The sequence below is a fragment of the Micromonospora sp. CNZ297 genome, assembly GCF_007827625.1.
In genome coordinates this window covers 168433-180974 of sequence record NZ_VISU01000008.1, presented here as the reverse complement: position 1 = coordinate 180974, position 12542 = coordinate 168433, and the positions used below count along the sequence as shown (strand labels likewise).

General features: G+C 74.3%; 10 protein-coding genes. 6 read left to right on the top strand and 4 right to left on the bottom strand.

Annotated elements, in window-relative coordinates:
- The first annotated feature begins 26 nt into the window (after positions 1-26).
- From FB454_RS16970 to FB454_RS16955, 4 genes are all read left to right on the top strand, one after another.
- Positions 27-974: an ROK family glucokinase gene (locus tag FB454_RS16970; RefSeq protein ID WP_036311523.1), complete on the top strand. Its 948-nt coding sequence runs from the start codon at positions 27-29 to the stop codon at positions 972-974.
- Position 975: 1 nt separating this feature from the next.
- The gene (locus FB454_RS16965; protein WP_145823164.1) at positions 976-1674 is read left to right on the top strand and encodes an endonuclease/exonuclease/phosphatase family protein; all 699 of its coding nucleotides are present in this window, start codon (positions 976-978) and stop codon (positions 1672-1674) included.
- Between the two features lie 490 nt (positions 1675-2164).
- Positions 2165-3571 carry a flavin-containing monooxygenase gene (locus tag FB454_RS16960; RefSeq protein ID WP_013475736.1) on the top strand — a complete coding sequence of 469 codons (1407 nt, stop codon included), beginning with the start codon at positions 2165-2167 and terminating at the stop codon, positions 3569-3571.
- Positions 3568-4395 (top strand): alpha/beta hydrolase, encoded by an 828-nt coding sequence (locus tag FB454_RS16955; protein ID WP_145751774.1) that lies wholly within the window; start codon positions 3568-3570, stop codon positions 4393-4395. The genes FB454_RS16960 and FB454_RS16955 overlap by 4 nt, the downstream gene beginning before the upstream one ends.
- A 15-nt stretch (positions 4396-4410) precedes the next feature.
- On the opposite strand, the gene FB454_RS16950 is transcribed toward FB454_RS16955, so the two are convergent.
- Positions 4411-5829 carry an alpha,alpha-trehalose-phosphate synthase (UDP-forming) gene (locus FB454_RS16950; protein WP_013287669.1) on the bottom strand — a complete coding sequence of 473 codons (1419 nt, stop codon included), beginning with the start codon at positions 5827-5829 and terminating at the stop codon, positions 4411-4413.
- A 170-nt stretch (positions 5830-5999) separates the two neighbouring features.
- Positions 6000-6839, bottom strand: a complete 840-nt coding sequence (locus FB454_RS16945) for a DUF308 domain-containing protein (RefSeq protein ID WP_013287668.1) — start codon at positions 6837-6839, stop codon at positions 6000-6002.
- 186 nt (positions 6840-7025) lie between these two features.
- On the opposite strand from FB454_RS16945, the gene FB454_RS16940 reads away from it, so the two are divergent.
- Entirely contained in the window at positions 7026-7721 is a 696-nt protein-coding gene (locus FB454_RS16940) for a lysophospholipid acyltransferase family protein (RefSeq protein ID WP_013475739.1), read from the top strand.
- A gap of 2 nt (positions 7722-7723) precedes the next feature.
- Here FB454_RS16940 and FB454_RS16935 read toward each other — a convergent pair whose 3' ends face one another.
- Positions 7724-11191 carry an adenylate/guanylate cyclase domain-containing protein gene (locus FB454_RS16935; RefSeq protein WP_145751786.1) on the bottom strand — a complete coding sequence of 1156 codons (3468 nt, stop codon included), beginning with the start codon at positions 11189-11191 and terminating at the stop codon, positions 7724-7726.
- A gap of 139 nt (positions 11192-11330) precedes the next feature.
- On the opposite strand from FB454_RS16935, the gene FB454_RS16930 reads away from it, so the two are divergent.
- Positions 11331-11573 (top strand): hypothetical protein, encoded by a 243-nt coding sequence (locus tag FB454_RS16930; protein ID WP_013287665.1) that lies wholly within the window; start codon positions 11331-11333, stop codon positions 11571-11573.
- Positions 11574-11651: 78 nt separating this feature from the next.
- Here FB454_RS16930 and FB454_RS16925 read toward each other — a convergent pair whose 3' ends face one another.
- Positions 11652-12344 carry a Crp/Fnr family transcriptional regulator gene (locus FB454_RS16925; RefSeq protein WP_013287664.1) on the bottom strand — a complete coding sequence of 231 codons (693 nt, stop codon included), beginning with the start codon at positions 12342-12344 and terminating at the stop codon, positions 11652-11654.
- Positions 12345-12542 lie beyond the last annotated feature (198 nt).

The window sequence follows — 12542 nt, the reverse complement described above, 5'->3', positions numbered from 1 at the left end:
CAGCACAGCAGAGGGGAGTGGCAGCGGTGACGCTGACCATCGGAGTCGACGTCGGTGGCACGAAGGTGGCCGGCGGTGTCGTGGACGACGCCGGCACGGTACTCGTGCAGACGCGACGGGACACCCCCGCCGACGACGTGGCCAAGACCCGCGACGTCATCATCGAGGTGGTCACCGAACTGGCCGCCGGTCACGCCGTGGAGGCGGTCGGCATCGGCGCCGCGGGCTGGATCGACGCCTCCCGCTCCACCGTGCTGTTCGCCCCGAACCTGGCCTGGCGGGACGAGCCGCTGCGCGCGTACGTCGGCGACGCCACCGGCCTGCCGGTGATCGTGGAGAACGACGGGAACGTGGCCGCCTGGGCGGAGTTCCGCTACGGCGCGGCCCGCGACGCCGACGACTCGATGGTCATGTTCACCATCGGCACCGGTGTCGGCGGCGGCATCGTGCTCGGCGGTGGCCTGGTCCGCGGCGCCAACGGCATCGCCGCCGAGCTGGGCCACATGCTCACCGTGCCGGACGGCCACCAGTGCGGCTGCGGCCGGCTGGGCTGCATCGAGCAGTACGCGAGCGGCAGCGCGCTGGTCCGCTTCGCCCGCGCCGCCGCCCGGCAGGAGCCGCACCGGGCGGCCGCGTTGCTGGAGCTGGCCGGGGGCGAGGCCGAGACGATCACCGGTCCGATGGTGACCGCCGCCGCGAAGGGCGGCGACCCGGTCTCCACCGAGGCGTTCGCCCAGGTCGGCCGCTGGCTCGGCACCAGCCTCGCCGACATGGCGCAGATCCTCGACCCGCAGGTGCTGGTGGTGGGCGGCGGCGTGATCGACGCCGGTGACCTGCTGCTCGGCCCGACCCGGCGGTCGTTCGCCGACGCGCTGGCCCAGCGCAGCCGCCTGCCCGTCGCCGAGGTGCGCCCGGCCGAGCTGGGCAACACCGCCGGTGTGATCGGTGCCGCCGACCTGGCCCGGCGGATCTGACATGACTGATGCGGGTGTGCCGCTGCGGGTCGTGTCGTACAACATCCACAGCCAGCGCGACGACACGGCCGCGCTGGCCGAGGTGGTCCGGACGGCGGCCCCGGACGTGGTGATCGTCCAGGAGGGACCGCGCCGGTTCCGGTGGCGGCAGAAGACCGCCGCGCTGGCCGAGTCGTTCGGCATGGTGGTGGCGGCCGGTGGCCTGCCGTCGCTGGGCAACGTGCTGCTGACCAGCCTGCGGCTGCGGGTCGTCGACACCAGCTGCCAGCGGTACCCGCTGACGCCGGGACGGCACATGCGCGGCGCCGCGTATGCGCACTGCCGTGTGGGCGGCGTCGACGTGCTGCTGGCCGGCTCGCACCTGTCCACCGACCCGGCCGAGCGGCCCGCCCAGGCGGTGGCGTTCAAGCGTGAGCTGGCCGCGTCCACGCTGCCCGTGGTGGCCGGCGCGGACATCAACGAGGGCCCGGACGGGCCGGCCTGGCAGACGCTCGCCGAGGGGCTCACCGACACGGCGCTCGCCGCCGACCGGGCCGACCGGCACACGTTCTCCTGCGCCGACCCGCGCCGCCGCATCGACGCGCTGTTCGTCGACCCCCGGATCACGGTGGTCGACTACGACGTGGTGGACACGCCGGCGGCCCGCCGGGCCAGCGACCACTTCCCGGTCCTGGTCGACCTGCTGCTGCCCACCGCCTGACCGGCACGGACCGCCGGGCCGCACCTCGTCCGGCGGTCCACCCGCGTCGAACGCCTGTCCGCGCCCACGCCGCGCGCCCGCCTGCGCCGCGCGTCCGCCCGCGCTTGCGCAGCGGCCGGACCGTCGGGCCGTGACGCACGGTCAGGTGCCTGGCGGCCAGCAGGACCACCGCTTCGCCGCCTTTGCTCTGCCGCCATATACGCACCCGCTACCCGCCGTGACCGGCGGGCCGCGTCCCGGCCGGACGGCCGCGAGACATCGGCGCAGCTCCCGGCGGTGCTGCGTCCGTGGCTGCAGAGCAAAGGGCGGAAGAGGGTACGCCTCCCGCGCCGCCGGTCCACTCACGCTCGGTGACCGGCTCTGCGGTGACGCTGAGTCAGGGGAGCCGGGCGGGCGCCGGGTGCCGGATCCGATGGCTGGACAACGGCGGGCATTCTCGGCAGGATTTCGCTCCGACCCGGCACGCGTGCCGCACAAAGGAGAATTCGCGGTGTCCTCCTCCACCGACCCCGGCCGCCCCGATCCGGACCGGACGGACGTCCCGGTCCGCGACGACCGCCCGGTCTCCGACCGGGGCGACACGGTCTGCGTGATCGGCGCCGGCGCCAGCGGCCTGACCGCCGTGAAGAACCTGCGCGAGGCCGGCTTCGGCGTGGACTGCTACGAGCGGGAGACCGGCGTCGGCGGCGCCTGGAACTGGCGGCACGACCGCAGCCCGGTGTACGCCAGCACCCACCTGATCTCGTCCCGGCCGTTCACCCAGTTCCCCGACTTCCCGATGCCCGACGACTGGCCGGACTACCCGCACCACAGCCAGCTGCTGTCCTACTTCGAGCGGTACGCCGACCACTTCGACCTGCGCCAGCACGTCTGGTTCGGCACCGAGGTGGTCCGCGTCGAGCCGGTCGAGGGGGACCGCTGGGACGTGACCACGCGCAGCACCGGCGGCTACGGCCCCGAGCGCACCTCCCGGTACGCCGCCGTGGTGCTCGCCAACGGCCACAACTGGTCGCCCAAGCTGCCCCGCTACGAGGGGCTGGAGGAGTTCCGCGGCGAGGTCATGCACGCCTCGTCCTACAAGGACCCGGCGCAGTTGCGCGGCAAGCGGGTGCTCGTGGTCGGCGCGGGCAACACCGGCTGCGACATCGCGGTGGAGGCGGCCCAGCAGGCGTCGCACTGCTGGCACTCCACCCGCCGCGGCTACTGGTACGCCCCGAAGTACGTCCTCGGCCGCCCTGCCGACCAGGTGAACGACACGCTGCTGGCGCTGCGGGTGCCGTTGCGCGTACGGCAGTGGCTCTACCACTGGACGCTGCGGCTGACCGTCGGCGACCTGACCCGGTTCGGCATGCCCAAACCGGACCACCGGGTCTACGAGACGCACCCGATCGCCAACAGCCAGCTCGTCTACTACGTCGGCCACGGCGAGGTCACCCCGGTGCCGGACGTGGCCCGGTTCGACGACCGCGCGGTGGAGCTGACCGACGGCCGCCGGATAGACCCGGAACTGGTCGTCTTCGCCACCGGCTACCTGCCGCGCTTCGAGTTCCTCAAGGGCCGGGTGCTCGGCGACGAGGACGGCTCCGGGCGGCCCCGGCTGTGGCTCAACGCGTTCACCGCCGGTCACCCCACGCTCGCGGTGGTCGGCCTGGTGCAGCCCGACTCCGGCATCTTCCCGATCTCGCACTGGCAGAGCGTGCTGTTCGCCCGGCTGCTCACGCTGCGCGCCACCCGGCCGGAGCGGGCCGCCGCGTTCGACCGCAAGGTCCGGGCCGGCCTGGGCGAGCGGTACTCGGCGAAGGTCAAGGACAGCACCCGGCACTGGTTCGAGGTCGGGCACGCCGACTACCTGCGCGCGCTCCAGCGGGCGCTGCACGAGCTGGAGGAGGGTAAATGACGGCGGCCGAGCAGGTGCGGGTGGTCCGGTCCTGGGAGTGGGCCCGCCCGGAGCGGCCCGCCCGCCGCGAGGTGCTCGCCGCCCTGCCGGAGCGGGAGGAGGCGAAGCCGCCGCTGCTGTTCGTGCCCGGGTTCGGGCACGGGGCGTGGGCGTTCGCCGAGCACTGGCTGGGGCACGCCGCCGGTCGCGGCTTCCCGGCGTACGCGCTGAGTCTGCGCGGGCACGGCGGCAGCGAGCCGGCGCCGGAGGCGACGCTGCGGTCGTACACCCATGACGTGACGCAGGTGGCGGCGAGCCTGCCGCGGCAGGCGGTGCTGGTGGGGCACGGCGCCGGCGCCCGGGTCGTGGCGCACGCGATGGCCCGCTACCCGGCGCGGGCCGCGGTGCTGGTGGCGCCGGTGCTCGGCGGCTGGGGGACGTTCGGGACGGCGTTGCGGCGCAACCCGGTCGGCACGGTGCCTGCGGTCTTCGGCGCCGGACTGCGACTCAACCGGCGGCAGTTGTTCAGCCGGGAGCTGCCGGACGCCGACGCGCGGCGGCACCTGGCCCGGCTGGGCCGGGCCGGGCGGCGGGCGCAGTGGCAGCTGCTGACCGGCCGGTCGCCGGAGCCTGCGGTGGGCCGCCCGCCGGTGCTGGTGCTCGGCAGCCCGGACGACCGGGTGCTGCCGGCCACGGCGCTGACCAGGGCCGCCCGGCGATACGCCTCGGCGCCGCTGCTGTTCCCCGGCATGGGGCACGACCTGATGCTCGACGCCCGCTGGCGCGAGCCGATCGACGCGATCCTGGACTGGCTGGACAAGGACCCGGCGCCCGCCCAGGGGTGAGCGCCGGGGCTCGGGTCACCGGGTGGCGGGGCGGCGGCCGACGAGCGTTCCGCTCTCCTCCAGTGCGCTGAGGTAGGACGCCGCCCAGGCGTGGATGTCGTTGTGGGCCAGGTGTTCGCGCATCGCGCGCATCCGGGCCGCGACGTCCTCCGGGCCGGCGCGCAGCGCGGCCAGCAGCCCCTGCTTCAGGCCGTCGAGGTCGTGCGGGTTGACCAGGTACGCCTGCTCCAGTTCGGAGGCGGCGCCGGCGAACTCGCTCAGCAGCAGCGCGCCGGTGCCGTCGACCCGGGCCGCCACGTACTCCTTCGCGACCAGATTCATGCCGTCGCGCAGCGGCGTCACCGCCATCACGTCCGCGACCCGGTAGAGCGCCACCAGCTCGGCGCGGTCGAACGGCTGGGTGAGGTAGTGGATCGCCGGCTCGCCGACCCGGCCGAACTCACCGTTGATCCGGCCGACCTGGTGCTCCACCCGGTCGCGGAGGATCTGGTACTGCGCCACCCGGTCGCGGCTGGGCACCGCCACCTGGACCAGCACCGTGTCGCGGACCTTGATGTCGCCGTTGGCGAGCAGCTCCCGGTACGCCTTGAGGCGTTGCTCGATGCCCTTCGTGTAGTCCATCCGGTCGACGCTGAGGATCACCTGCTCGGGCCGGCCGAGGTCCTGCCGCAGCCGGCGGGCCCGCTCGGCGACCTCGGGGCGGGCGGCGAGCGCGGACATCTCGGCGGTGTCGATGGCGACCGGGAAGGCGCCGATGCGCACCACCCGGCCGTCCACACCGATCCGCCGGTCGGTGGCGGGCAGGCCGAGCACCTTGGCGGCGAGCTGGGCGAAGTTGTGCGCGGCCTGGGCCCGCTGGAAGCCGACCAGGTCGGCGCCGAGCATGCCGCGCAGCAGTTCGGCCCGGCGGGGCAGCTGCATGAACAGTTCCGGCGGCGGGAACGGCACGTGCAGGAAGAACCCGATCCGCAGGTCGGGGCGCAGCTCGCGGAGCAGACCCGGCACCAGCTGGAGGTGGTAGTCCTGCACCCAGACCAGACCGCCCGGCTCGGCCACCCGGGCCGCGGCCTCGGCGAACCGCTGGTTGACCCGCTGGTACGCCTCCCACCAGCGGCGGTGGTACTCCGGCTGCTCGACGGCGTCGTGGTAGAGCGGCCAGAGGGTGGCGTTGGCGAAGCCCTCGTAGTGGTCGCGGAAGTCCTCGGCGCTCAGCGGCACGGTGTGCATCCGGACGCCGTCCACGTCCGGCAGGTCGGGCGCGGGACCGGTGCCGCCGGCCCAGCCCACCCAGGTGGCGGGTGTGTGCCGCAGCAGCGGGTGCAGGGCGCTCACCAGGCCGCCGGGGCTGCGGCGCCACTCGAAGGCGCCGTCGGGCGCCACGCTGTCGTCGATGGGGAGGCGGTTGGCCACCACCACGAGGGGGCTCTGTCGCATCTCGGGCATTCCGCTCAGCAGGGGACCGGCAACCCGGAGGAGTCGCAAGCCGGACAGCCGGTGCGGGACGTGACGTTCGGCCTATTCCTACTGACTGTAAGTTACACGCTTGTTACGCCCCCGCCCAGGGCGGGCGGCGTCCCGCCATCCGGGCAGCGTCCGGTGCGCCGTCAGACGACCGCGCCGTCGTCCGGGTCGTGGTCGTCCCGGTCGCCCGGGCGCAGCCGCCAGATCAGCATGACGAAGCCGGCCAGGATGCCGGTGAAGCCGAGCAGCGTGACCACCGACGGGTCGACCAGCGACACCACGGTGGGGGACAGGAACAGCAGGAAGCCGAGCACGATGCAGGCCACGCCGAGCACCGCGTACTTGGAGAAGCGGGGCAGCGGGGGCGGCGGGGGCGGGGTGTAGTGCTCCTCGTCCGACGCCTCGTCGGGCAGGTTCGCGCCGAACGTGTCCAGGCCGTCGAGCAGCGAGGGCTCGTCGTGCCGGTCCCGGCTGAGCGAGACACCGGAGACGTCGGCGGCGTACGGCAGCCGGCGCACGTCGGTGGCGGTCGGGCCGGCGGGCTCCTCGGCCCGGCCGCCGGCGGCGGTGCCCGGCGCGGGCGGGTCGTCCACGTCCTCGGCGGCGGGCCAGGGGTGGCTGCCGGCGCTCGGCGCGGTGTGGAAACCGGCGACGATCTTCGCCCACTCGGCCTCGATGTCCGGCTCGTCGGCGCGCGGCGGGTCGCCCCCGCCCTCGTCGGCGAGCTGGGTCAGGTAGTCGCGGGCGGTGGTCAGGTGCGACCTGTCGACGTAGAGCCGGTCGACCGGGCGGGCCGGGACGGTGGTGGTGCGGGTCACCGGGTTCAGGTCGGCCGAGGGCTGGAGGTAGGCCGCGATGCCACCGGCGGCGAGCACGTCGAGCAGGTGCTCGCCGACGCGTGGATCGACGTCGCCCGCGATCGCGTACTCGGCCGCGTCGAGCCCGTTGTCCCGTCGTCCCCGACGGGGCCCGCCCCCTGACACCGGACACCCCCTTCGCCGATCCCTGCCCGTGCCCTGAATCGTGACACGTCGGCACCCGGTTCCGGGAGTGCGTTGTGGCGTGCCGCTCGTCGTTCGTACCCTCTTCCCGGACTCCCGTGGGCGCCGCCGGCGCCTCCGGGGCCACGCGGCGACCCGTCCGCCGCCACCGACACGGGAAGGACGCCGGTGCTGTACTGGCTGCTGAAGTACGTCGTTCTCGGCCCACTGCTGAGGTTGATCTTCCGCCCGCAGGTCGAAGGGCTGGAGCACGTTCCGGAGACCGGGCCGGTGATCCTGGCCAGCAACCACCTCTCCTTCTCGGATTCGATCTTCACACCGCTGATCGTCAAGCGAAAAGTTACATTCATCGCGAAAGCCGAATACTTCACCGGTAAGGGCCTCAAGGGCCGGCTCACCAAGATGTTCTTCGTCGGCTCCGGCACCATCCCGGTCGACCGCTCCGGCGGACGGGCAGCCCGGGCCGCCCTCGACACCCAGCTCTCCGTGCTGCGCGCCGGTGGCATCGCCGGGATCTACCCGGAGGGCACCCGGTCGCCCGACGGCCGGCTCTACCGGGGCAAGACCGGCGTGGCGCGGCTGGCGCTGGAGAGCGGCGCCCCGGTCGTCCCGATGGCCATGCTCAACTCCGACGCGATCCAGCCCACCGGCCAGATCGTCCCGAACCTGGGCCGGGTGCGGATCCGCTTCGGCCCGCCGCTGGACTTCTCCCGCTACGCCGGGATGGCCGGCGACCGGTTCGTCGAGCGGGCGGTCACCGACGAGATCATGTACGAGCTGATGGAGCTGTCCGGCCGCGAGTACGTCGACACGTACGCCCAGAAGGCCAAGAGCGCCGCGGTGGGGCAGCCGGTCCCGGCCTGACCTCAGCCCGCCCCGGCGATCCGGAGCAGCCCGGTGGCGGCGTGCCGGCCGGCGAACGCGCGTACCCGGGCCAGCGTCGCCGCCGCGGCCGGCGGGTCCGCCTCGGTCAGCGGCCCGACCGCCAGCGCGGACGCGATCATCTGGTCGGTGACGTCGGTCATCTCCGCGTACCCCTCGGCGGCGGAGGTGAGCAGCCGGCCCGCCCGCGCGGCGTCCCCGTCGCCCCGGGCCAGCGCCGCCTCGGCCGACCGCCCGGCCTCCCGTGCCCAGCGGGTCACCCGTGGCGCGTGGGCCAGCAGGTCGCGCACCAGCACCGCGGCGTCGCCGCCGAGCAGCGCGGCGACGTGACCGACCGCCGGCACCCACTCGGCGAACGGGATCATCTTGGTCTGCCGCCAGTCCTCGTCCAGCTCGGTCAGCAGCGCCATCGTCTCGTCCCGGCGGCCCTGCACCGCGCGGCAGAGCGCGGCGTGCGCCAGCGTGGAGCGCAGCACGCGCTGGAAGCCGCTGCGCCGGGCCGCGACGAGCGCCTGGTCCACCAGGTCCTCGCCGGTGCCCGGCCCGGCCGGGTCGTCGCCGAGCGCCCGGATCCAGCCGGACACGGCCACGATGTGCAGGTCCCACTCGTCGGTCGGGCGCCGCGTCGACCCCTCGGCCATCCGCAGCGCCGACGTCCAGTCCCCGCTGTAGTACGACCGGGCCCACTGGTCGCTGAAGCTCACCGTGAGGGCGTGCTCGCCGGCCAGGTCCAGCGAGCGCTGCTCGTCGACCAGCCGGGCCGAGCCGGTCAGGTCGCCCTCCTCCTGGAGCACCCAGGCCAGGTTGTGCACCGCGCGGCGGCGGCTGGTCAGCCGCTCCACCCGGCACTCCTCGGTCACGTCGGCCAGCTCGGCGTACGCCTCCTCGGCGCCGGCCTGGTAACGGACCACCGCCAGCGTGATGCGCGCGTTCGCCCGGGCCTCGCGCAGCTCCAGCCGCTCGGCCAGCTCGGCGGCGGTGCGCGCGGCCACGCACGCCGGCTCGGTCTCCGCGTCGAGCATGTGCGCCCGCGCCAGCTCCAGCAGCACGCCCACCTTGTCCTCGCTGTCCGGCAGCGTGGCGTGCAGCCCGATCGCCCGGTCCAGGCAGCGCATCAACTCCGAGCGGTCGGCCCGCGCGAAGGCGGCAGTGGCCAGCAGCCGCCACGCCTTCGCCGCACCGGGCCGGTCACCCGCGCCGGCCAGCCGGCCGGCCAGGGTGGTGAGCAGCGCCGTCCCGCCGCCGTCGAGGAAGCCGTCCCGGTCCCGGTAGAACGCCAGCTCGGCCTGGAACAGCTCGAGCGCCGGGTCCGGACCGCACTCCACACTCAACGCGCGGTCCACCAGCGTGGCCGCGGTCTCCAGCGCGTGCAGGTCGTACGCCCGGCGTGCGGCCCGGTGCAGCGCGGACCGGGTCGCGGCGGCGTGCGGGGTCTGGTCCAGCCCGACCGTACGGGCGATCTCGTGCGCCGCCCACCTGTGGTTGGCCAGCACCTCGGCCAGGTCGTGCTGCCGGCCGTCGGCGAGCTGCTCCAGCCAGTCGGCGGTGCGCTGGTGCCGGGCGACCCGCTCGGCCCGGGGCAGCCGCTGATAGCAGACGTCCCGGACCAGCACGTGCCGGAACCGGTACTCCGCCTGTCCGGGCATTGTCGACACGGGCAGCTCGTAGACGAGGTCACGGCGCTGAAGGTGGTGCAGCGCGCGTTCGACCCACTCCGCCGGGCGGCCGAGCGCCAGCGCCACCGGCGCGGCCCAGAACTGCACGCCGACGACGGAGGCGGCCTGGAGCACCGCGCGGTCGGCCGGGTCGAGCAGGTCCAGCCGGTTGGCGATGACCGCCTGCACAGTACGCGGCATCCCGGCGCCCCCGGCCGGGTCGACGAGCGCCAGCCCGGCGGTCCGCTCGGCCAGCCCGCCGTCGAGCAGCATCCGCGCGTACTCCTGGGCGTAGAGCGGGTTGCCGTCGGCGAACTCGATCAGCGGCGCCCGTGCGTCCTGCGGCAGCGTGGCCTGGCCGAGCAGCAGCGAGTAGAGCGTGTCGATGTCCCCGTCGTGCATCGGCGGCACCGAGATGGACATCGCCCCGCTGATCGTGCCGGTCCAGGCCGGGTGCCGCTCGCGCAGTTCCGGCCGGGCGGTCGCGACGACCAGCAGCGGCACGTTGCGGGCCGCCGCGCCGAGCTGCTCGACGAAGGACAGCATCGCCTCGTCGGCCCAGTGCATGTCCTCGAAGACGAGCACCGTGGGGCCGGTCGCGGCCAGGGTGAGCAGGAAGCGCCGCCACGCCGCCTCGGTCTCCGCCGAGGTGAGCCGTTCGCCGGAGACGCCGACGAGCGGGCCCAGCGCCTCGGCCAGCCGTATCGCGTGCGGGTCGGCGAGGTGGCCCAGTCGCTCGCGCAGCCGGTCCCGGATGGTGGCCGGGTCGTCGGCGCCGGTCAGCCCGGCCCAGCTCCGGACGATGTCGGCCAGCGCCGCGTAGGTGACGTTCTCGCCGAACGGCGGGCACTGGCCGGTCAGCCAGGTGACCCGGGTGCCGGGCAGGCTGGCGGCGTGCCGGGCCAGCTCGCGCAGCAGCCGGCTCTTGCCCACCCCGGCCGGGCCGAAGACGGTGAGCAGCTGCGAGGTGCGCTCGGTCAGCGTGCGGTGCAACGCGCTGACCAGCAGGCCCCGCTCGTGGTCCCGGTCGACCATCGGGGTCAGCTCGGCGGTCTGCCCGTCGCGCCGGGGCCGGGCCCGTACGGCCAGCCAGATCCGGCTCACCGACGACCGGCCGCGCAACGTCACCGGTGGCTGGTCGTCGTACTCCATCTCGCGCCGGGTGGCCGCCCAGGTGCTCTCGTCGACCACCACGCCGCCGACCGGGGCGAGCCCCTGCAACCGGCTGGCGGTGTTCACCACGTCGCCGGTGACGAACGCCTGGCCGCCGTCGCGCGCCGCGGCCAGGTCGACCAGGGCCTCGCCGGTGGCGATGCCGACCCGGAACCCGAGCGGCGGGTGTGGTCCGGCCGGCTGCCGGGCCAGGCTGCGTTGCAGCTCCAGCCCGGCGCGTACGCAGCGCAGCGCGTCGTTGTCGGTGGCCACCGGCGCGCCGAACAACGCCATGACCGCGTCGCCGATGTACTTCTCCACCACGCCGCCGTACTGGTGCACCAGCCGGCGCACCGTGGCGAAGTAGACCTGTTGCAGGCTGCGGGCCTGTTCCGGGTCGGCCCGCTCGGCGTATGTCGTGAAGTCGACGATGTCGATGAAGAGCACGCTGACCTGGCGGCGGTCCTCCTGCACCGTGACCGCGTGGTCGCGCAGCGGCTGACCGCAGTTGGTGCAGAAGTTGGCGCCGGTGTCGTTGGCGTGGCCGCAGCCTGGGCAGGCCGCGGCCAGCGGACGGCCGCACCCACCGCAGAAACGGTCGTCCGGCCCGGCGGTCCGGGCGCAGTGTCCACAGGTGAGGTCGATGTCCGGCTCCGTACGCGTGAGGTCCCCAGTGTCCCGCGCGGCCGCGCAGTCGGGTACCCGACGGGTCGGCGGGACGTCACGGCTGTTCGGCCGGGTCTAGTCTCCCCTAGCAGGAAGTCCCGTCGACAGGGAGATTGCCGTGCACGTCCGGCTGTCCGCCTCATGGACCGATCCACGGGGGACGGTGTGGGCCGTCGGTGACACGGTCGACGTGGACGCTGTCACCCTCGCCGAACTGGAGGAAAAAGGCATGGTGGAGCAGCCCGCGGGTAGCGGATCGACCGAGACCACGACCACCACGACGACCCCGCCGAAGAAGACCGACCCGTCGAAGATCGGCCCGGGGCCGAGCTCGCCCCCGGCCGACACCACGAACGACTGACCGGGCGTACGACTAACGGGCGTACGACGAACGCGGCGGGGGCCGGCGGGACGACCGCCGGCCCCCGCCGTCGTCGTGTCAGCGGTCGTTCATGCCGGCCCGGCGGCGCAGCGCGGCCACGTCGGTGACCACGATGCGGCGTCCCTCGGTCCGCAGCCAGCCCCGGCTGGCGAACGAGCCGATGGCCTGGTTGACGCTCTGCCGGGAACCGCCGGCCATCTCGGCGAGCTGGCTCTGGTTCAGCTCGATCGTGATCATCGGGGCCTGGCTCTCGCCGGCCAGCCGGACCAGCGTCTTTGCGACCCGGCCGGGCAGGTCGAGGAAGACGTGGTCGGCGTTCTGCTCGGTGAGCCGGCGGATCAGCTGGCCCAGCGAGCGCATCACCGCGTCCAGGATGCGCGGGTTGGAGTGCACCAGCTCCATGAACGCGGGCCGCGACAGCGCGAGCGCGGCGCAGTCCTCGATCGCCTCGGCCGACGCCGAGCGGGTGGAGGCGTCCAACAGGGACACCTCGCCGAGCACGTCCGGGGGTCGGATCACCGACAGCACCGCGCGCTCGCCGGTCGGGGCGGTGCGGAACACCGCCACCGCGCCGCGGCGCAGCACGATCAGCGACTCGCCGGGGTCGTTCTCGACGAAGAGCAGCTGGCCCTTGCGGTAGGTGCGCGGTACGGCCGCGGCGATGACACGCTGCCGCACCTCCGGCTCAAGCCCGGCGAACATCTCCACACCCGTGAGCGCGTCACCCGGCTCCGGCAGGCGAGACTCCACGGCTCAACCCCTCCCCGGTCAGAAGTCACGACTCGCACACCGGGTGAAGCTGTCAGTCCCGGTACGAGGCAGCTCAACCGGTTCGGCGCCCGACGGCGGTACACATCAGATCATGACGCTCTCGTCGCGTGCTGTACACCCCCGGAAACACTTCCGTGACCATGCCCGGCCGCCGACGGCACGCCCGCCGACCTCGGC